At 47.3% G+C, this 21,829-nt stretch carries 20 protein-coding genes and 1 tRNA gene; 15 read left to right on the top strand and 6 right to left on the bottom strand.

What is annotated here, in order from left to right; all coding sequences use genetic code 11:
• Positions 1-7: 7 nt before the first annotated feature.
• The gene (locus IPL44_03975) at positions 8-592 is read left to right on the top strand and encodes a class IV adenylate cyclase (protein ID QQS17426.1); all 585 of its coding nucleotides are present in this window, start codon (positions 8-10) and stop codon (positions 590-592) included.
• 1 nt (position 593) lies between these two features.
• Here IPL44_03975 and IPL44_03970 read toward each other — a convergent pair whose 3' ends face one another.
• Positions 594-1,484: a bifunctional chorismate mutase/prephenate dehydratase gene (locus IPL44_03970; GenBank protein ID QQS17425.1), complete on the bottom strand. Its 891-nt coding sequence runs from the start codon at positions 1,482-1,484 to the stop codon at positions 594-596.
• 33 nt (positions 1,485-1,517) lie between these two features.
• Positions 1,518-1,594, bottom strand: a tRNA-Arg gene (locus tag IPL44_03965).
• A gap of 196 nt (positions 1,595-1,790) precedes the next feature.
• On the opposite strand from IPL44_03965, the gene IPL44_03960 reads away from it, so the two are divergent.
• From IPL44_03960 to IPL44_03905, 12 genes are all read left to right on the top strand, one after another.
• A complete protein-coding gene (locus IPL44_03960; GenBank protein ID QQS17424.1) occupies positions 1,791-2,783 on the top strand; it encodes a DMT family transporter in 993 nt (330 codons plus the stop codon).
• Between the two features lie 34 nt (positions 2,784-2,817).
• Positions 2,818-3,270 carry a ribonuclease HI gene (locus IPL44_03955; GenBank protein ID QQS17423.1) on the top strand — a complete coding sequence of 151 codons (453 nt, stop codon included), beginning with the start codon at positions 2,818-2,820 and terminating at the stop codon, positions 3,268-3,270.
• A gap of 14 nt (positions 3,271-3,284) precedes the next feature.
• On the top strand, positions 3,285-4,247 hold the full coding sequence (locus IPL44_03950) for a DUF4868 domain-containing protein (protein ID QQS17422.1): 963 nt from the start codon (positions 3,285-3,287) through the stop codon (positions 4,245-4,247).
• An 18-nt stretch (positions 4,248-4,265) separates the two neighbouring features.
• Entirely contained in the window at positions 4,266-5,279 is a 1,014-nt protein-coding gene (locus tag IPL44_03945) for a YvcK family protein (protein QQS17421.1), read from the top strand.
• A gap of 240 nt (positions 5,280-5,519) precedes the next feature.
• Positions 5,520-5,885 carry a hypothetical protein gene (locus IPL44_03940; protein QQS17420.1) on the top strand — a complete coding sequence of 122 codons (366 nt, stop codon included), beginning with the start codon at positions 5,520-5,522 and terminating at the stop codon, positions 5,883-5,885.
• A gap of 290 nt (positions 5,886-6,175) precedes the next feature.
• Positions 6,176-7,069, top strand: coding sequence for a 16S rRNA (cytosine(1402)-N(4))-methyltransferase RsmH (gene rsmH / locus IPL44_03935; protein QQS17419.1), 894 nt, complete (start codon positions 6,176-6,178; stop codon positions 7,067-7,069).
• 239 nt (positions 7,070-7,308) lie between these two features.
• Positions 7,309-7,671 carry a hypothetical protein gene (locus IPL44_03930; protein ID QQS17418.1) on the top strand — a complete coding sequence of 121 codons (363 nt, stop codon included), beginning with the start codon at positions 7,309-7,311 and terminating at the stop codon, positions 7,669-7,671.
• A gap of 9 nt (positions 7,672-7,680) precedes the next feature.
• On the top strand, positions 7,681-9,438 hold the full coding sequence (locus tag IPL44_03925; protein ID QQS17417.1) for a penicillin-binding protein 2: 1,758 nt from the start codon (positions 7,681-7,683) through the stop codon (positions 9,436-9,438).
• Positions 9,435-10,469, top strand: a complete 1,035-nt coding sequence (gene mraY, locus IPL44_03920; protein ID QQS17416.1) for a phospho-N-acetylmuramoyl-pentapeptide-transferase — start codon at positions 9,435-9,437, stop codon at positions 10,467-10,469. Before IPL44_03925 ends, mraY begins: the two co-directional genes overlap by 4 nt.
• The gene (locus IPL44_03915) at positions 10,469-11,791 is read left to right on the top strand and encodes a cell division protein FtsW (protein QQS17415.1); all 1,323 of its coding nucleotides are present in this window, start codon (positions 10,469-10,471) and stop codon (positions 11,789-11,791) included. Before mraY ends, IPL44_03915 begins: the two co-directional genes overlap by 1 nt.
• Entirely contained in the window at positions 11,724-12,872 is a 1,149-nt protein-coding gene (locus tag IPL44_03910; protein QQS17414.1) for a glycosyltransferase, read from the top strand. The genes IPL44_03915 and IPL44_03910 overlap by 68 nt, the downstream gene beginning before the upstream one ends.
• Entirely contained in the window at positions 12,869-13,774 is a 906-nt protein-coding gene (locus IPL44_03905) for a hypothetical protein (GenBank protein QQS17413.1), read from the top strand. Before IPL44_03910 ends, IPL44_03905 begins: the two co-directional genes overlap by 4 nt.
• 894 nt (positions 13,775-14,668) lie before the next feature.
• Here the strand turns inward: IPL44_03905 and IPL44_03900 are convergent.
• From IPL44_03900 to IPL44_03885, 4 genes are all read right to left on the bottom strand, one after another.
• On the bottom strand, positions 14,669-15,253 hold the full coding sequence (locus IPL44_03900; protein ID QQS17412.1) for a thymidine kinase: 585 nt from the start codon (positions 15,251-15,253) through the stop codon (positions 14,669-14,671).
• Position 15,254: 1 nt separating this feature from the next.
• Entirely contained in the window at positions 15,255-15,818 is a 564-nt protein-coding gene (locus IPL44_03895) for a hypothetical protein (GenBank protein QQS17411.1), read from the bottom strand.
• The gene (locus tag IPL44_03890) at positions 15,815-16,930 is read right to left on the bottom strand and encodes a hypothetical protein (GenBank protein QQS17410.1); all 1,116 of its coding nucleotides are present in this window, start codon (positions 16,928-16,930) and stop codon (positions 15,815-15,817) included. Before IPL44_03890 ends, IPL44_03895 begins: the two co-directional genes overlap by 4 nt.
• A 202-nt stretch (positions 16,931-17,132) precedes the next feature.
• Positions 17,133-17,864 (bottom strand): DUF3800 domain-containing protein, encoded by a 732-nt coding sequence (locus IPL44_03885; protein QQS17409.1) that lies wholly within the window; start codon positions 17,862-17,864, stop codon positions 17,133-17,135.
• Positions 17,865-18,185: 321 nt separating this feature from the next.
• Between IPL44_03885 and IPL44_03880 the strand changes: the two genes are divergently transcribed.
• Together IPL44_03880 and IPL44_03875 are read left to right on the top strand one after the other, a co-directional pair.
• Positions 18,186-19,736, top strand: a complete 1,551-nt coding sequence (locus tag IPL44_03880) for a site-specific DNA-methyltransferase (protein ID QQS17408.1) — start codon at positions 18,186-18,188, stop codon at positions 19,734-19,736.
• Positions 19,737-21,797 carry a DEAD/DEAH box helicase family protein gene (locus tag IPL44_03875; GenBank protein ID QQS17407.1) on the top strand — a complete coding sequence of 687 codons (2,061 nt, stop codon included), beginning with the start codon at positions 19,737-19,739 and terminating at the stop codon, positions 21,795-21,797.
• Positions 21,798-21,829: the final 32 nt, after the last annotated feature.

Below are 21,829 nucleotides of genomic sequence, written 5' to 3'. Positions count from 1 at the left end.
TATTCGCATGAATACTGAGATTGAAGTCAAATTCATCCAGGTTAATCACGATACCATTCGGAGTCAGCTACAGGCACTGGGTGGAATATGTACACATCCGATGCGGTTGATGAGACGGGTAGTGTTTGTGAATGAGGCGCTGGAATCTCGTCATGGCTGGCTGCGAGTGCGAGACGAGGGCGATCGGGTGACGGTGTCGTATAAACAACGAGATAGCCTGGATATTCATGGAACAAAGGAAATCGAAACAGTTGTCGAGGATTTTGACGCTATAACACAGATCATTCGTCAACTTGGCGATTGGACCGAGTCATACCAGGAATCGAAAAGGGAAACGTGGCACGTGGGCGAGGTGGAGGTAGTGTTAGACGAATGGCCATGGCTCGATCCGATCATAGAGATTGAGGGGCCGACGGCTGAGTTGGTTGAGGCTGTTGCTATCGAACTAGGCTTTGACATGAAAGATGCCCTATATGGTAGCGTTATGAGCGCCTATCGGAAACAATACCCGAACGTAGATCATGGTTTCAAAATCGGAAATATTCCGAGTGTGAAATTTGATGATCCTATGCCACCCGAACTAGCTGTTTAGACTAGTAATTGCCGAGAAAGACCACATTATTATCGAGTGATTCTAGACCTTTGATAATTTGCATGGTTTCGTCTGCATCAGCTTCGAAATCGAGATAGAACCGATAATGCCACTTTTCACCGGGAATCGGACGGGACTGCAGTTTAGTGAGATTGATTTTGTGCGAGACAAAGACGCCGAGAGCTTCGTAGAGAGCGCCAGGTTGATGGCCAGTTGTCAAAATGATACTGGATTTGCCAGCCAGAGGTCGTCTGACTAGCTCGCGGTCGCGGTCGGGGCTACGCGACAAAGCAGCAAATTTGGTGAAATTGACTGCGTTGTCCTCGATCTGTGGAGCGAGGATTTGGACATCGTATAAATCGGCGGCGCTACGCCCGGCGATCGCAGCGAGCGTCGGATCGTTCTGTTCGACAATATAACGTACTGCGGCGGCGGTGTCCTCGTACTCGATTTTTTCGACTTGCGGAAAGTTGTCCTCTAGGTACTTTTCACATTGTGCTAGGGCGGCGAAATGAGAATAAACTTTGCGAATACCAGAGGCAGCAACACCTGGCAGAGTGATCAAGTTCTGGTGAATCGACAACTCGATCTCGGCAAAGATTTTTATTTCCGGTGTCGCCTCGAGGCCGTCGGCTACCTCGTTGATGGTGCCATAGAGTGAGTTTTCGATCGCGACCAGCGCGAGTCCCGTCTTGTTTTTTTCTAGGCGGGAGAACACGTTAGCGAAACTCGGGCAGGGGATGATTTCAACATCGGAACCAAATAATTTCATAGCAGCTTCGTGATGGAACGAGCCGAGTTCGCCCTGGACAAGAATCTTTTGCATGGGGAATATGATAACACAACTTGATATGATATCGCTACGCTCCTCCGCTCGCCAAAGTAACGCCATAGAAAAAAGGCTAGCAAGCTAACCTTTTTTCTATGGTACACCCGATACGATTCGAACGTACGACCTTTTGCTCCGCAAGCAAACGCTCTATCCAGCTGAGCTACGGGTGCTCATATTTCACACCCTTCGCCTTTATACAGCTGGATAGAGCAACGCTGGTCATGATAACCGGCATACGCCTAGGCAGCTGAGCTACGGGTGCATAGCGTGATAAATTATAGCAGTATCGCCTGCGAAACGCAATATTTGACCTCTTTTAACTGGTGTAGTAAAATATAACCATAAGCTAATCTTTAGTTAGTAACAATGACGAACAAGAAAACGAAATATAACAAGTGGTTGCTGATAGGTTTTTTGTCGGTAGTAATTGGTGCGCCGAATGGCACCATTATCAAGAGCACCCTGGGCGAAATCAACAGTACGACATTCACATTCCTAAAATTAGCCATGACATTCGTGATATTTTTGCCGGTGGTCGTTCTGTTCCTGTTGCGACACTGGAAAATCATCAAAAAGAACGCCTTTAATCTCGCCATATCGGTAACCTGTACGGCGATTAGTTTAATTGTTTTTTACAAAGCGATTGAATACAGCACGGCCAGTTATACTTCAATCATATCTCTGTTGTCTCCAATTATTCTAGTAATTATATCGAGTAAAATTATCAAAGAAAAGGTCGGACGCAGGGCGGTGGCGGGTATTACGTTAGCGGCGATTGGTGGCCTATTGGTGGTCGCAGTACCGGCTATTTTTGAGGGTTCGGCCGCGTCAGTGTTTTACCCGCTGGCCACGGTTTTGGTGCTGATCAACTGCGTTACTTCTCCTATATCGATTATTTACCAGCGCAAAGCGAACGATAACGGTGTAACTTTTGCAGTCTATGCAGGCCTAGCGTCACTCGTCACAGCGGTCGTTGCGTTAGTGTTGTCTCTCATCGAGAGCGGTCCCGGCGCAATTATTAGCCAAACTGCCAACTTGTCACTACTGGGCTGGGTCGGCATTGCGTATAGCGCCTTTGTCGTATCGTTTGCCTCGAGGTCGCTATGGATTGTAGCCTATCAGCGAATGGGTTCAACAGTGTCGGGCGGGTTATCATATCTAGAGACGCTACTGGCGATTGCTTTGCCAATTATTGTACTGGGTGAGAAATTGTCGCTAGAGCTAGTTGCTGGAGCATTACTGATACTACTCGGTATCTATATCGCCGAATCACGACCACGACGCCCTAGTGCAAAGAAAAAGCGGCGATCTAAATTGCTACGATCGCACTATCTCCAGAACCGCCATCATTTACGTTAGGCGGATACTGGGCTAGGATGCTAGAATAGAAACCATGATAACGTATTACACCGACGGTAGCGCTAGCCCAAATCCTGGCCCAGGCGGTTTTGCCGTCATCAAAAACGGTCAACCGTGGTTGATGGGTGGAGAGGTCGAACCGGTCGAAACGACAAATATTCGCATGGAAGGCTTGGCGCTACTCGCGGCCATGCAGGACGCGGTGGGCGAGGCCTGCGAAATCTATTCGGATAGCGAGTTTTGGATCAATGTGCTGACTAAATGGGCGCCCAATTGGGCGGCAAACGGCTGGAAGAAAAAGTCCGGCGAGATCAAAAACCTCGACATCGTTAAACCATTGCTGGCTGAATACCAAAATTCACGAGCCAAATTGATCTGGGTGCGCGGTCACGTCGGGACCGAATTGAACGAACTGGCGGACGAGTGGGCGAATCGTGCCCGCGAGCAAAAAGTTCGTGGCGTTTCGAGTGTCAACAGCGATATGTAGTATAATTGTTACATATGTACGAACAACAAACTACCAAACCAGTGGATATTTTTGAGTGGGCTAACAAGGCCGGACACCTAAAAAAGGAATTTGACGTCGAATTCTTTCTCGTTAATAAACGATACACGGTCTATCATCTGCCGATGTCGGATGGACTCAAGCCGCAAGTGGCACCAGTCTTTTTGCTAGAAATTTTAAACGAAGTTGAAAAGGGCGCGGGACTCGGCCTAGAGCCGCGACCATTCGAGGAGAGCGAAGCCGAGGCTGGCGTATTACTGTGGTCAACTCGCGAGCGTGTGGCGAATGCCAAGATGGTACTTGACCAGATCGAAACATCACGTAGTGCCATCGAAACCTTTAACGAATATGATCACGAATTCAAAACGATCAAAATGATCATAGCGCGTTTTTCGCATAAAAATTCCACGCCTTTTTATGTCATCAAACAGGTAACTGGGTCGAGTTCGCTCAGCGAGCGTAATGCCTGGCAGATTGGTCAGGACGGAAAAATGGCAGCGCTCGAACCGGCGGCAGCGTTTAAAATAGCGACCGATAATCAAGTATTGGTAGTCGACGAACAAATTTTCGCTTTTAATCCGAAGAAATTTGAGGCGATATTTAGCTATAGTTACAAAAAACAGGCAATTGCCGACAAAAAAGTCGAACAAATTCTTGATCGTTATCAATTGAATTTCCCAGAGGGTCAAGACCTGAATACTTTGATTGCAGGTCGAGCGAAATCGATCAACAAATTACAGAATTTGGAGCTCGGCACTAAAACTCAAGAGGAGATCGTGGAATATAGTGAAAACATGGCACTCGATCTGATGACGGCAGATGATGGAGCGATTATCATCCTCGATGGTCGTGATGTTGATACATTCGTCAGCCTATTAAATGACGACTATATGACGAGCGATCTAACGGGTCTGCGATACGAGATCAAGGGCAAGAAGCTCCTCAAGGGTGACGAATAACAGGGGAGAGGGTTTATTATGGAAGTTAATAAGGTAGGTGCGAATATAGTCGTGATCGGTGGTGGCACGGGTTCGTTTGTGGTGTTGTCTGGGCTGAAAAATTACGCGACGGATATTACGGCACTCGTTAATATGGCGGATGATGGTGGATCGACTGGTCAGCTACGTGATGAGCTGGGTGTGTTGCCGCCGGGAGACGTCAGACAGTGTCTGGTGGCGCTCAGTAGTTCACCGCGTGCTCGCGAACTGTTTAATTATCGGTTTGACGAGGGCAGTCTAGCTGGGCATGCTTTTGGCAATTTGTTTCTCACGGCACTCGAAAAGATGACCGGTAGTTTTATCTCGGCCATCGATCTGGCCGAGGAAGTGTTGCGGGTTGATGGCAAAGTTGTGCCAGTGACGCTAGATAGTGTTGTCATGAGCGCTAAACTGGGTCGCCAGGTTTATCGTGGTCAGTCAGAAATCGAAAAGCAGCATTTTGGTGAATCGCGCCGACCAAAAATTATGGTAGCGAAGACTAGCGGCGGTCGCGTGCGGGCTAATCCACAGGCGATCAAGGCGATCGAGGAAGCTGATTTGGTTGTCATAGCACCGGGAAATCTATATTGTTCGTTAGCGCCGGTTCTCGCGACTCCGGGTATTGGCAAGGCGCTGTGCGAAACATCGGCGCGCAAGGCTTATGTCTGTAATCTCGTAACCAAGCCCGGGCAAACCGAAGGGTTCGCCGTACATGATTTTGCGTCTGAAATCGAACGATTGGCCGGTGGAGAGTTCCTCGACTATGTCATATATAATGTCCATCAACCGTCGAAAAGCTTGCTAGAAAAGTATGCGGCCGACGGCGAGTTGCCAGTGGAAATTGATGCAATTGCTCTGAAACAACAGCATTACCGCGTCAAAGGCGCCGAGCTCTTAGCTGGTGAAATATGGCAAAATCCGAACAAAAAAGATCCGATTGCCTATAGGCGAACGTTGATTCGACATGATCCAGATGCGGTGGCTCGATCAATCATGAAAATCTATTTCTCGTGAGATAATTCTACTATTTTCGTGGGCCAAACATGATAATGGCCTTCTTTACTTATACCAGATAGAAATAGCCAAAATAGGGCACTTATCCACAGCTTTGCTGTAATTTTGTCATAAAAAGTGGGTAAAATGTATCAAAAAGGGCTTGCATGTGGGTGGTTGTGGGTAGTATAATAAGTCCAGTGGCAAATGAATGAAACAAAAACCACTGAACCACACCAAATAACTTAACGGGAAAGGGCGATGACCAAAATCGATTACTTTGAGCGAAAGCTAGACGACAAACGACGACTAACTGTCCCGTCTGAGCTGCGCACCGAGTTCTCGGGTGGCATCGTGATCACACGCGGTTTCGGCGCCTATCTCCACCTATACCAAAAATCAGTATGGGACGAAGATATGGAAGCAGCGCTCCAGGGAGATATCCTTGATGAGCGAGTGGCCGACCTCAACGTCCAGTTTCGTACCGGCAAAGTCGAAACTGAGCTCGACGCTAAACAGGGTAGAATCACCCTCGAGGCGCATCAGCTAGAGTACGCTGGGATCGATCGTGAAATCGTGGCTGTCCGAGCTGGCCGATATTGGCGGCTCAGCGCCAAACCCGACTAATCAAATGGTCTATGCGGCGCTAAACGCTGGATAGATTATAACAAGCACCTTAACAGTTATAGAGGCCAACTACTCGGCAATCAGCTGGAAAGCAATCGCCAGCTCGAACGGATTGCCGCACTTCGGTTTATGGCAACATAGACCTAAGGAAAAACTCCACCTCACACATAAGTCTCTCATATGGTTACACTATCGTCATCTGACGACAGAGTAAACATCTTGAAAATCTAAAACAAACAATCAGAACATAAATACTGATTGCCGAATAGGTGGCCTCCGTAAAAAAGAATATGACAACACCACAACAACTCCATATTCCAGTCTTGCTCGATGCGACACTAGATTTGTTGCATCCGGGAAAGGGCGAAAGCTATCTGGATCTGACGGCCGGTTACGGCGGTCATGCCCAGGCGGTAATTGCTCGCATAGGTTCTGCGAACTTGGCGACACTGGTGGATCGAGACGCCTTTGCGATCGGTCAGCTAGAGTCACTAGGGCAACAGGGAGCTAGGCTGATACATAGCGATTTCTTGGAAGCTAGTCAAACATTAGTTACCGAGAATCGGCAGTTCGATATGATCTTGTTGGATCTCGGTGTTAGCTCTCCGCAGCTCGATCGTGCGGAGCGCGGATTCAGTTTCCGTCTGGAATCGGATCTCGATATGCGCATGGATCAATCGCAAGATACATCTGCTGCAACTATCGTGAATCACTATTCGGAAAAAGAACTCAGTCAGATAATTCGTCATTACGGGGAAGAACCACCGACAAGGGCGCATCGGATCGCTCGAGCCATTGTCATCAAACGCTCTAAACAGCCGATTGTGACAACGACCGAACTAGCTGATCTCATCGCCGAAACCTTGCCGCGGCGGGGCAAAATCCATCCCGCGACACGCACCTTCCAAGCTCTACGGATCGAAACCAATGACGAACTAGGTCAGATTGAGCGGACATTGCCGCTACTCATCAAGCTCCTAGCTCCAGGCGGGCGACTGGCGGTGATCAGTTTCCATAGTCTCGAGGATCGATTGGTGAAAAACTTCCTGAGAGAGCAAACAAATTCCGGTTTGGAGGCAGATCTGACAGTCCTAACCAAGCATCCAATTGCCGGCACTGATGATGTTTACAATCCGCGCGCTCGTAGTGCAAAATTACGAGCCGCAGCAAAGATAAATAATTAAAAAGAAAGGACTTGCTTATGCCAATTCAAGTCGTAAACAAGTCACGCGCACAGAAAATTGTGGTCCGCCACAAATAAGGCGCGAGACCAAAAGCGAGCCTCGACCCTATACGGTCGAGGTCTCGCCCGGTTCCGTTACAAAAACAAACATGATAAACAAATTTACACGCGGATCTTTGCGAGGGTAGGGTAACAGGCGCAAACATCCACGTATAAATAAAAGGAAAACGAAAAACAACAATGACAAACCAACGAACACAATTTATCTCGACTCGCGGACGTGGCACTATGCCGGCTGCCGGCTGGGGTCGGAATCAGAACCTAACATCTTTTCAATCTGCGCGTCGCCTCGGTCCGGTCGCAAATACTGTCATGATTGTCTTGCTGACCGCATTCCTAGGCTTGTTGTATCTAACGCAGCTGACGAAAACGAGCGCGTTTGGCTACGAAATGAACGCCATCGATGAAAAGAAAACACAGCTCGCCGCTGAACGAGATGATCTCAAAATTGAAAATGCTCGTTTACAATCAATTGCCCGTGTCGAGAGTAGTAGCGTGGCAGCCGCCATGACGACTCCAACTGACATCCAACAATCGGAGTAGAATCAAAACATGACCAACCAGTCTGAAAAATTATCGCGCGCCAGCCGACTGACGATCGGTCTATTTTTGGTTTTAGCGATCTTTTTAGTGCGATTATTTTATATCCAGGTCATCAATCACGAAGAGTTCCTAGCCAAAGCTAATCAGATGCAGATTAGTAAACGGACCATCAATCCAGAGCGTGGGCAGCTCTACGCCAAGGATCAAAACGGCGAAATTGTTCCACTCGTCCTGAACCAGACTGTTTACACCGTGTTTGCCGATCCGACACAGGTAAAGGACGTCAAAAAGGTAGAAAAACTAGTCACCGATGTGGCGGGCGATCAAATGATCGAGGCTAATTTCGACAAACTAACCAGCACAACTCTGCAGTATGTAGTGCTAGCACGTCAAATCACGCACTCTCAGGCGGAAAAGATCCAAGAAGCCGATCTGGCTGGTGTCGGTCTCCAGTCGAGCAGCCGCCGAGTTTATACCGAAGGTAAACTAGCTAACCAGGTGCTCGGCTTTGTGAACGCCGACGGGGAGGGGCAGTACGGCCTCGAACAATATCTCAATACCGAGCTAACGGGCGAAGCTGGTCTATTGCAATCGGTGACGGATGTGCGTAGAATTCCGCTGACGATTGGTGTCCACGATGTCAGTATCCCAGCCAAAGACGGCACCGACTATGTGTTGACGATTGATCGTAGCGTCCAGGCGCAAGCCGAATCGATCTTGCAAGAAGGTCTCAACAACGTGAATAGCGATAGCGGCAGTATCATCGTGATGGATCCAAACAACGGTCATATTGTGGCGATGGCGAACTATCCAGATTTTGACCCGAGCAATTATACCAAAGTGACTGACGCGACAGCTTTCCAGAATCATGCCGTTAGCTATGCGTTTGAACCTGGTTCTGTCATGAAGGCGATGACTACCTCGATGTCGTTAGACCTCGGCACAATCAATCCGGATACCACTTTTACTGATCCGAATTGTATGCAGATTGATGATGCAAAGATCTGTAATGCCGAAGGTGATGAAAAGTTCACTGGGCGGACATTTACTATGACCAAAGTGTTGCAATATTCGCTCAATACCGGTGTCATGTGGCAACTACAACAGATTGGTGGTGGCGATATTACGAAGGCCGCGCGGCAGACGATGTATGAGTATTTCCACGACAAATACCGCTTTGGGCAAAAAACTGGGGTGGAGCAGCCGGGCGAAGTCGGCGGTACGATCTTTTCACCGGACAATGTGCAGGGCAACAAAGTTCGCTACGCCAACATGACCTTTGGTCAGGGTGTGTCGGTGACGATGGTGCAAATGGCGGCGGCGTTCTCGGCGACAGTCAACGGCGGAACGTATTACCAACCGACGCTGATCGATGGCACCCTGGATCAGGACGGCAAAGAAACCGCCAATCAGTCGAAAGTTGTGTCAGATAATGTGATCAGCGACAGCGCGAGCAGCAACATTCGTAAAATGATGTTCGAAGCCAGACGGGGCAGTTGGCCGACGGCTGATGGCGGCTACTATGTTGGATCAAAAACGGGTACGGCTCAGATCTACGATGACGCAACCAAAACCTATTCAAAGGACCGCACGACTGGTACGACGATTGGTTTCGGCGCTGACAAAGATGGTAACGCTCAATATGTTATAATGGTCAGGATCGAATACAGTGGTAAACAAGGCTTTGCTGGCTCGGTAGCCGCAAATCCAGTCTTTACCAAAATGAGCAACTGGCTCGCTCAATATGAAGGGATTACCAAACCATGAATGAAGCTCTAGACCAACTAGCGCAGGCGATGCTACGGATCTTACTCCTCGGTGGCTCGGCTTTTATTATGGCCATGATTTTGACACCGGTTTATACGTATTTTGCCTATCGGTACAAGTTCTGGAAAAAGCAAAAGACCGTCACGCTCGACGGCAAGGTGCTCGAAGTCATCTCAAAATTGCATGCACGCAAGATCGCGCGTCGCATCCCGACTATGGCTGGCCTAGTGTTTGTGATCGCCATCGCGGTGACGACGTTGATATTTAATTTTAGTCGACCGCAGACTTGGCTGCCGCTGGCGGCGCTCATCGCTGGAGCAGTTATAGGTCTCATTGATGATATATTGAATCTCCGTTCTAACGGTGGGGTAGCTGGTCTCAGGGCGCCAGTGAAATTCACCATGGTGACGATTGTTGGTTTGCTACTCGGTTGGTTCTTTTGGCAAAAGCTGGGCTTTACGACGGTGCATATTCCGTTCATCGGTCCATGGGATCTCGGCGTCTGGATCGTGCCGGTCTTTGCCTTTGTCGTGGTCGCGACTGGAAATGCTGTTAACATTAGTGATGGGTTAGATGGTCTAGCCGGCGGTTTGGCGGCTTCGGCGTTCGTCATGTTCGCAATTATCGCCGTTATGCAACAACAGTTTGGCCTAGCGGCGTTCTGTATGACGATCGTCGGCGCGTTGTTGTCGTATCTATGGTTCAACGTCTATCCAGCGCGCTTTTTCATGGGTGATGTCGGATCGTTCGCACTCGGTGTAACCCTAGGTGTGGTGGCAATGCTAACAAATTCGCTATTTCTATTACCAATTATCGGTTTGATGTTTGTGGTCGAGGCAGGATCGGTTATCATTCAACAGGCGAGCAAGCGATTACGCGCTGGTAAAAAAGTCTTTCTAGCAGCGCCATTACACCATCATTTCGAGGCCAAAGGTTGGCCTGAAACCAAAGTCACGATGCGTTTTTGGGTCGTTGGAAACATCGTTGGCATTCTCGGCATCATCATTGCGTTAGGTGGGGGAAATGTCTAATGAGCAATTGGGCTCAAATAAATAATCGTCCTAGCGACAGTCGTCGTAATAAATTAGCAGCGGCCGAGATCAAATCAACGCTGTTTGACACGGCGGGCGATCTCAAATTGACTCGCAAACATCGCCCCGATTATTTGATGGTCGTGTTGATGATCGTGTTGTCCTTTATTGGCGTGGTGATCTTGTTTTCGATCACGCCAGCACTGACCGGCGGAGACAACGACGCCTCGACTAAATTCATGTTGAAACAAGGCATGTTCCTGGTCGCTGGGCTAGTTTCGTTCTTTGTCGCGAGCCGAGTACCGCTTGATTTCTGGCGACGGCACGGCTCCAAGTTCTTTGTCGTAGCCCTCATCATCTGTTTTATGGTGCCGATTATGGGAGCGCTCAAGATACCGCCGGCCTATTGTACACTCGGCGCTTGTCGTTGGATTAGCCTGGGGGGCCTAGGAACATTCCAGCCGGCTGAGTTTTTGAAATTTGGCACGGTGTTATTTACCGCTGGATTCCTAGCAATTCGCTGTGCGCGTGGTGAGCTGAATTCCTATCGCAAAACACTGTTGCCGCTCGGCGTGGTAACGTTGGCGTCTCTGTTCGTGCTGGCTATCATGCAAAAAGATCTCGGAACCAGTATCTCGCTAGCTGCGATTGTTTTGGTTCAGTTGATCGTGGCGGGTCTCGAGACGCGCAAACTCATGGCCATTCTCGGCGCTGGCGCAGGCCTAGCGGTTCTATCGATTATCGTGGCACCACATCGTATGGCCAGGATCGCGACGTTCTTTGGCCAGGGTGATGCCACGGCCGATTACCACATCAACCAGGCGATGATCGCCCTAGGCTCGGGCGGACTAACGGGTAGAGGTTTGGGGCAGTCAGTCCAGGCCTTTGGGTGGCTACCGGAGGCAATTCACGACTCAATCTTTGCGGTTTTAGGTGAATCGCTGGGCTTTTTGGGATTGCTAGTGATTATCGCCTTGTTCGGGCTGCTACTCAGGCAGATTATTTCCAAGGTTGATTATATCGAGAATATTTACTTACGTTTGATCGTGGCTGGCGTGTTTAGCTGGATCGCGGCGCACGTAGTCTTAAATATCGGTGCTATGACACATCTGATTCCGCTGACTGGTATCACGTTACCGCTCGTTAGTATCGGTGGTACGTCGATGCTGTTTATTATGACTAGTCTCGGTTTGGTTTTTGCTATATCGCATTATACCATGCATCGCAAAGTTAAAGCAGAAGGGAGCAGCGAGGATGCGAATCCTGTCAGTGGGCGGCGGTTCGGGCGGTCACGTTACGCCGATCGTAGCCGTTTGCGCTAAATTGCACGAACAGGCACCCGACGCCGAATTGCGTGTGTGGTGTGATCGTCGTTTTGCTGGTCGTCTGCGCGAAATGCTAGGCGGCAATGTTAGAGTCGATGCGATTGCTAGCGGCAAACTGCGGCGCTATGCTAATTTGACGTTGATGCAGCATTTAAAATACCATCTGTTTAAAACTCATCTTCGAAATCTGATTGATGTGTTCAAGATTATCGCGGGCTTTGTCCAGAGCTTTTGTAAATTAATTGTCTGGCGACCTGATGTGGTATTTTGTAAAGGCGGTTTTGTCTGTTTGCCGGTCGGACTAGCGGCGCATTGGCTCCGCATTCCACTGGTTATTCATGATTCCGATACTGTGCCAGGACTGACTAACCGGTTTTTGGCACGATATGCCACCAAAATTGGCACTGGCGCGCCGGTCGAAAACTATCCTAATTATCCCGGTAGTCGCACCACCTATATTGGTATACCAGTTCGTGACGAGATCAGGAGATTTACTGCTAGCGAAAAGTCAGCCGCGAAAACTCAGCTAGGTTTTGATGCTACTTTGCCACTGGTCCTAGCTGTTGGTGGTGGTGGTGGCGCGAACGCGCTGAACCGGATGGTGGCGGCGATAGCACCTGAATTAACGAAACACAATGCTCAGATCTTGTTACTTGCTGGCAAGGGCAAAGCCGACTCGATCAAAACTAGATCAGACAACAAATTCAAAGTCGTCGAGTTTATGACGGATGATTTCATCGTGGCGCTGGCGGCGGCAGATATTGCGGTGACGCGCGCTGGCGCTACGGCGTTAGCGGAGTTCGCGACGATTGGTTTACCGGTAGTTATTGTGCCGAGCCCGCACCTGGCCGGCGACCACCAGACCAAAAATGCCAGCGTCTACGCCAAAGCTCAGGCTGGTATCGTGATCGATCAACGCCAGGCTGACAAACAGCCGGAAATCCTCCTAGAGGCGATCAGGAGCTTGTTAGCGTCCCCGGAGCTACGAAATACGCTGGGACATAATCTAGAGCAATTTACGCGTGCCAATGCTCTCGACGATATGGTCGGCATGATTCTAGAGGTAGCGCAGAAATGAAACCTTCTAGCAAAGATACTAAAATGAGTGGTCGCCAAGGTCGCTATAGCACGGAGTTTCGTACCCCGCAGGAACAAAATAGCACGTTCAAAAGTGGTGCGACGCTGAACACTTTCCGAGCGGTTGATCATGATAAAAAGACTGATCGCCAGCGCGAGCGCGATCTCAGGAGCTGGCGTCGCCGACTAGGTTATATGCTGATGATCGTCATGACCGTCTCGGTTCTCGGGTTGATCCTAATATCGCAGTTTAGCGGTTCATTTACCGACATCACCAGTAATGCTACTTCGCTGAGCAGCAGTGACGCCGCGACGTATAAAAAGCTGGTTGATGACTATATGTCAAAAAACCCGTTCGAGCGGTTCAGTTTTGCACGGCGCAGTGACAATCTCAATAGTTATTTGGCCGGTCAGGCGCCAGAGATTGAATCGGTTGAGATCGTTCAGTCAAATCTGTTAATCGGTAAATTAAAGTTCACATTCCGCCAGCCGGTGGCTAAATGGGTGACGGGCGGCACGACTAGCTACGTTGATGGCAATGGCGTGGTATTTACAAAGAACTTTTTCGAGCAACCTAGTGTCGCCATTGCTGACAAGAGCGGCGCCTCTGTTGAGGGTGACGCCATTACGTCCTCTAGATTCCTTAGTTTTATTGGCCAAACCACCGCAGAAATTGCTAAACAGGGCGGGGGAAACGTCAAGCGCGTAGTGATTCCGTCTGGCGCGATCAGATACGTGGAGTTTTACCTAGAGGGCAGGGCATACCCGTTCAAAGCCCAGATCGACCGCGACCCGACCTCACAGGGTGCCGACATTGTGGCGATGGTGAAGTTCATTGACTCCAGTCATATTAATCCGAGTTATGTGGATGTGCGGATAGCGGGCAAGGGCTACTGGCTCTAAACTACCTCCTCTAAATATTGTAAAATTTTGCAAACTCCCCACTCTTCTACTGGCGCCATAACAGAGGTGGAATAAAGATATTTTCATATAAAACAACCAGAATTATCAAAAGTCAAATTAAAGTCGAACAGAAGCGGGGAGGGGAGAGTGGGGCAAGGCAGGTTATAGAATAATATAATAAAAAGTCAAATTGTCAAACAACTGCCTCACTTGCGCGACGTAGCTGTGGAAAACTAATTAAATAATAATTATTAATAAAATGCAAATAAATAGCTGATTGTAAATTTAGCTACAGATCAACTAGCCGGAACCTCGCGGGGGTCTTCTAGTGCGCTATGTCATAAAGATCTAAAAATAAACCTCACATAATATTCTCGGCAATAATTATTACATACAATTATTAAAAAACGTAGGCACTCACCCGGGGGAATAAAAGCATATTTTTAGTCACATAGAGACGTTTAGCAGTTTGAGCCTGAATCTGCCAGTTGAACATCGATTCATCCGGAACTACTTCTGTGGTGTCGTAAAAGATATATTGTACGACATCAAGCATTACGAACAAAGATGATTATGTATTCATCCCCATTATGCTTGTTTGGCGGCCAAAACCGGACCCGGCGCCCTGCTTTAATTAATTGGGTCATTAATTCCCGGCCCGCGCTCCCCGCGTTGCTATTTATGACAAATTTACAATGTTTATGCACCTTTTGTGACGTTTATGACGTTATGACGGCTTTTGCCAGCTATGCGGCGTTTCAGCTGTTTTTACTAGCAAATTACCTCTGTAAAACTGGCTATGTACTACTGTTAATCAACCAAATAGATAGCACTATGGCTAACAGGGGTACGAGTAGGGTTATTACCAGAGGTGTAACAGGGGTAGGGCGACGATTAGATCACGCCACCTTCTCTGATATAACAGGGGCCGCACAGGGAGTCGTAGGTGACCTTGGCTTCCCCATCAATGGCGACTTGATCGCCGTCAAAGACGTATGTACCATTTATTTTACGAGTATTGAACTCGGCCTGCGAACCGCAGCGACACATGGTCGGTAACTTTTCGATATTATCGGCAATTTCAAATAAACGCTGGCTCCCGGGAAACATTCGGTTTCGGAAATCGGCACGTAAACCAAAGGCGATGACCGAGATGTTGTCGTCTTTGGCGATAGAGAAGAGCTGGCTCACCTGCCCTTGTGTCAAAAATTGCGCCTCGTCGATCAATATACAATTAATTGGTTTCTTATTCGCTAGACGTGTCACGGCTTGACGCAGATTGGTTTTCGGACCAGCCAGGATGTCAGCAGGGCGCTGGTGACCACCACGCGCTACGATTCGTCGGTCCCCTTTCGTGTCGATGCTAGGTTTAATGACGACAACGCCTAGTCCACGCTCCTCGTAATTGTAGGCAGTCTTGATCAGCGTGTCGCTCTTGCCACTGTTCATGGCGCCGTATTTAAAATGCAATTTCGACATTTTAGTAGACGATTGATGGACCGTAGTTTAGCCCGCTATTATTAAAGTCATAATAATTACTATCGACGAGTACGCTGAGAGACAAGACATAGGTTATATCGGCATAGACCAGACTACCATACTCTTTATCGGATAGCATTTCACAGGGTACGAACTGTCGATCGCCGTAGATAGTTGGAAAGATCAGGACAACGTCCTCACCATCGACGTAGGAGTCGCATTGACGCTCGTCCTCGGGTGCGCTCATGGTGCTAAAACTTGATTTTGAAACAATGTTTTTGATACGTGCCACCTCTGTTTTTGTGAGATTCTCATGGTCTTCGAACCTGCCGTCCTCGTATAGCGAATAACGCTTGTGATCGCAGGGCCCATCTGAACACATGCCACCGCGGCTGGTGACTATCATAACAACTTTGTCCTTGTTAATGCCACTTTCCTTGTCTTCTTGGGCTTTACCTATAGCCCAGCATATGACACCTGTTGCAATACCGAGAATGACCACTGATACTGAGATGATCGTTGGCCACAGCCACTTTCGAGATGATTTGTTAGTAGACTTTTTCATAGTTGCCCTCCATGTATTATTTCACTATTGATAGTATCACGATCCTCTAGCATAGCAGCGATGTAGCGTACGAAGACGATGAGCCAGGTAAAGATAATGGCGGCAGCCACTAGCTCGAATATCGTCAGGTTGAAATAACCTGCCGTCTGATAGAGCCACATACCGAGCAGTAATGCTGCGAACAGGCCATAGGATGCGACGAAAAAGGCTTTCGGAAAGTCGGGTGTCAGCCATGGCAGAGCCAATATGATGAGCAAGAAGAAGCTTGCCATACCGCCAGCCGCTAAATTATGGATCGTCGGAAAGACGTTGTAGACGAACGCACCGACTAATGCTAGCATAATGCCTATGCCGATGATGCAGACGGCTAGCGTTCTGGTTTTGGTGCGTTTTGCCAGGCCCTTTTCGTGCTGTAACTTTTTGAAATCGTCGGTAATATGTTTGGTCAGGCCGACCATAGCTACGCCGGCAATAATTAATGTGCCGTTAAAGGCATAGCTCGAGACACCGCTATCGGCGCCTAGCGAACTAAAATGTACATACCACCAGTTTGGATCGCTAGCGCTCAGCATGCTGATAAAAGTGCCGCTAACGAGGAACAGGGCGAGTAAAATGGCAATGCGCATAGAGTTCATTTGCGCGGCCGACAAATACGTGATGTAGCCAGCCATACCAGTAGCCAATGCTACTATAGTTGACGAACCGAACGGATCAATCTCTGCCCCGATAAAGGACCGACCGACGATGAAAAATATCAGGGCGTAGGTCAGGAGTATCAATAGCGCATGCACTATTGCTATTGACCAGGTGCCGATATGCTCGCTCAGCTTGCGTTTTGAGGACGCTTTTCGGGCAGATCTGTCAGCGAGCAAGTAAGTTACTAGCGCGATTATGGTGGCTAGAATCGACGCTACAAAACCGATAGAGATGCCTTTCGTGAATAATGCGGTCGTACTGTCCCAAAATAGCGCTAGGCTAACGAGAAAGCCCACCGCCCCACTGACTAGGGCCGCATAAATGGCAGCTGATTCGATCTTGGTACTATTGTCATTTTTGGGACTGGCGTCAGTATTGACGACGACCGCCTGTTTGGCAGAGGAGTGCTTTGTCATGATATTAGATTATAGCAGAAAGCATACCTATTTCATAAATAACCTATTATGATTATAAAATAAAAACACCATCTTTTTAAGGATGGTGTACGGAGCTACCGGCGTATTTACAATACGCTTAATCTTCCGATCGGTTTAGTTCCGTTTACAGTGCAACATATAGTGCCTGTGCTCAGATTGTATCATTATATGTATCTCATAGTCAAGCTGTAGGGAATTTTATTATTGTTATCTTCTTTATATCTCTAAGCTTTGGCAATACCATCTGGTAACTTCCGTGTATCCTATTCGCTAGTAAATCGGCTGCTTGCATTAGATAATTTTTAGAAGAATCGCAGTATTTTAGCGAAACAGACACATCTTTCGTGATGAATATCGGTGGATGATGGTTTCCAAACATCTTCGATCCCATACCATGGAGATATTCTTTCACGATAGATTCTTGAAGATCGTAAAATCCGTTAGTTGCGGTGTGTTGTTCGTCAATATATATCTTTAGATCTGCTGGTTGCGTGGGGTCAATGACATGTCTTTTGATCATATCTTCCAGCTTTCTTTTGAGAGATACTTTTATACAAAAATCCTTATATCTATATTTGTCTAACTTTGTTCCTTTAGTTGCACTTGCTATTCTTGGTATATCGACTACACATGCAAAGCTTTCGTAGTCACCCATTACTTTGACTAGGGAATTCTTATATTTATTTGCTTTATATTTGCTAAGGGCTGCAGCTTTCAGCTCACCCCTATGTCCTAAGGATGCCTTAATATTCTCCGATAGAGTTTTATATTTGTTGTGAGCCTCTAGTCGCTGTGAGTTACCAATTAGTACATAGCCGGCGTAAACAAAAAATCTCTCAGCTTCTGAGTCAGCAAAAACCCCAGAATCGTCAATAAATACGATTATTTGTTGTCTATCATTTTTCACTCTCATATTATTATAACCCTTTCGTGTTAAATTCCTATACCTTCTATAAACTAACGTTTAAAAACAAAAAGCGGCCCAGCTTTCGCTAGAACCGCAATCGTGCTTACATTATAACATAAATGTTGGTTGTTTAGTAGAAACCTCCATACCAGTAATTCGAGAACTAGTCGGTTGCGGGTCGAGAGCAAGACTTGTACTAAACTGTCCCCTGCTACCCGTTTGTTATTGGTAAGAGTACTGCAATGCTCTATTTGTCAGCGATTGGTGCTTTAGGGCTGGCTCTATTTTTATGGTAAAATATATTCCGAAGAGAGAGGTAAATAGCAAATGAATGATTATGTCGGCAAAGATGAAATACTAAAAGACTTACAGCAACGAGTTGAGGACAAAATACTTGAGCCGAGCAACTACGACCTCCTAAAGAAGCTGGTAGAAAACGCCGACACACTAGACGAAGCCATCAAAATAGCCGAGCTAGGCACTACCTACCGCCGTACGGGTTTTCATTTTGACAAAAAGCTAGAAAAGCACAGCAACACCATCTCTTACTTCAAGAAAAACGAAGACCTTAGCTTCGTAACCGACCCTGCCGCTACCACACACAAACTTATCATTGGCGACAACTACCCAGCTCTGCTTAACCTGCTAGTGGAATACAAGGGCAAGATAGATGTTATTTACATTGACCCACCGTATGGCAAAGACAGCATGGGTGAGTTTGCCCAGACCAACTACGAAAATGCTATAAGCCGAGACAACCTACTAAGTATGCTATACCCTCGCCTGTGGCTGGCTAAGCAGCTGCTGAGTGAGAACGGTGTTATCTTCTGCTCCATTGATGATAAAAATCATGCATATATTAAAGGGCTTTTTGACGAAATTTTCGGCGAAAGTAATTTTGTCGGCGAGTATGTGTGGCATAGCAAGTTAACTGGCGGATACGATAACGACAATATCAACATGCAGCATGAATTCGTTATGGTATATGCAAAAAATAAATATAGTGAAACATTGAAGGACGAAGAGAATACCGATACAAAGTATACGCTTCAAGATGAAGGCGGACGATACTACAAGTGGGACAGCTTATGGAATATCGGCGGACTAACATATTCAAAAAGCCTAGACTATACAATAAAAGCACCCGATGGAAATGATATATACCCACCAGGTGAGAGAGGTGTTGCATTTTGGCTATGGAGCAAAGATAAGGTAGAAAAAGAAAGAGACCAATTAAAATTTCAAAAAGATAAAAACGGACAATGGAAAGTGTATAAAAAAGTATATGCCTCCGATAATATCGTATCGAGCTCAATGCTACTTGATCAAAAATTAGTAAAGGGAAATACAAACGGCACTGCTGTTATAAAATCAATTTTTGGAACAAAGCCATTTGACAATCCAAAACCAGTAGAACTCATTAAATACCTTGTACAAAGAGCTGAGAAGAGCAACGATTCGGTTATTTTAGATTTCTTCGCTGGTAGTGGTACGACTGGGCAAGCAGTACTAGAAATGAACCAAGAAGATGATGGCAATAGGCAATTTATCCTCATGACAAACAACGAAGTCACCGACAAAAACCCGAACGGTATCGCGTACGACGTAACGAGTCGCAGGCTGAAGCGTGTGATGGATGGTAAGGACTATGATGGTACGGACAACTTCAAGTGGCTTGAAAAGAACAAACCACTCGGCGACAACCTGCTTACTGTAGACATCGCCGAAGTAGCCAACTTTGAAGCCACTGAAGGCAAAACCGCCTTTGACGTGATAGACGAAACGCTGTATGGACAAACCAAGCTCGGCGTAAACGAAAAAGTTGAGTGGGTAGCAAAAAACTTTGAGCAGACCCAGAAACGCCTAGAGGAAAAGTAGATGCTGCAAGAAGCCAAAAACATACAACACGAAGCCGTAGACAAGCTTATAAACCTGCTCAAACACAGCAAGCAAAAAAGCCTGGTGTTCAAAGCCCCTACTGGTAGCGGCAAAACCTACATGATTGCGGACTTCATGAACCGAGTGCTTGCTGAAGATAAGGATGTGGTGTTTATGGTGAGCAGCCTAAGCAAAGGCAACCTAGCCCAGCAGAACCACGAAAAGTTTGAGAGCTATGGCACGACATTCACGCACCTCAACCCCTACCTGATTAGTAGTGAGATTAGTGGCGAAGAACAGCTATTTATCCCCACCGAGTACAACGTGTACTCCCTGCCCTTATCGTTATACAAAAAGGGCGGACGGCTGATGCAAGGCTCGCTGACGAACTTCTTTAATACCATCACAGGTGGACGCTTGCTGGAGGGGCACGAAAAGAAAATTATCCTGATAAAAGACGAGTGCCACATTGCCACTAACAACCTAGATGACATTCCAGAGAACTATATCAGTCGCATTATAGATGTGAGTGCCACACCAAAACTCAGTCGTGGTCAGTACCCGGATGTAGAGATAACCAACGAAGAGGCGGTGCAAGCAAAACTCATCAAAACTGTTGAGTGGGGCGAAGATGGTGCAAGCCTAGATGACGCCATCGATCAGTTTGAGGGGGTGAAGGAGCAGTATCGCAATCTGCTCGGTGTAAACCCTTGCCTAATTATCCAGATAAGCAACAAAGACAAAGCCGATGAAGAGCTGGACAATGTGATAATGCCATCCCTCAATAAAACCAACTTGAAATGGATGCTGATAGTCAACGACAACAAAAAGTGCGACACCAACGATGTGATGAAGGCTAAAAAACTACCAGTAGATAAGTGGAAAAAGTATGCCAAAGAAAACACTTCAACCATAGATGTGATTATCTTCAAGCTCGCCATTAGCGAGGGCTGGGACATCCCTCGTGCCTGTATGCTGTACCAGATTCGTGATAGTCAGAGTAAGCAGCTAGACGAGCAAGTTATTGGGCGTGTGCGGCGTAACCCTCACCTGATCGACTATGAAGATCTAAGTGAAGAAGCTCAAACACTGGCGACTACCGCATGGATATGGGGCGTAGAACCAGAAGACCAAGCTAAGATGTTTGCTGTAAAGCTGCAAGGTGACGAGGTGAGTAACGAGCTGCGGGTAAAAACTACTAGATTGAAGAAACTCACGAATAAAACAGGGTTTAATATCGAGGAGTACCTAATTGGTAAGCAGGATAAACTTGCCGACCCTAGAAGTATATTTGACCTATGGCGGAGCTACGAAGATGCTGGCAATGATGTACAGGAACTCGTAGATGAATACGCAACTGACTATTCCAAGTGGTGGAAAGCTGCCAGAAACATAGATGGTATATCAACAGAAAACAGCCAGTACGAAAACGACTATGCGGACAGTATGGAAGTGAATGAAACCGAAGTAAGCTTCCCTGCAACCAGCTTTTACACTAATACCGATAAGAGCGTGAACATACGAGACTGGGCGTGGAAACGCCAAGACGGTGCAACACGGTTTGCCTTTGATAGTGCCGCCGAAGAAGACTGGGCGGATATACTCAAGGACATCGCCAGTAGTGGTGTGGTGGCTAGTGTAAAGGTCGGCAATGAAGAGAGTAACTTGGAATTTATGCCGAGGGATGATGCTCGCAAAGATGTGCTACTGTGGGGCAAGAACTATGTAGGCAACAGCGATGTCAAGTTTGAATACTACCTGGGCGCACTTCACTCTTCGTATCCTGATTTTGTAATGAAAGGTGCTGATGGCCGGATCCATATTTTCGAGGTGAAGAGTGCGAACATGGCTAGTGGTATGCCAGCAGGCTTTGATGCCAGCTTGTATAAGGCGAAGGTTGACGAGTTGAAAAAGGCTTACCGGCAGGCTTCTAAACTAACTAGACAGATATTCTACTTGCCAGTACAGACTAACGATGTGTGGCAGATAACGAAGTACGAAGACGGCAATGAGGACACGCTCACAATTGACCAGTTTGAGGGCTTTGTTGGGGTGCGATAGAATACCCTAGTCTGCAACTGTCTTTCACTTTG

The sequence above is a fragment of the Candidatus Saccharibacteria bacterium genome, from assembly GCA_016699895.1.
Lineage (GTDB): Bacteria > Patescibacteriota > Saccharimonadia > Saccharimonadales > Saccharimonadaceae.
This window is presented reverse-complemented; position numbering and strand designations above follow the sequence as displayed.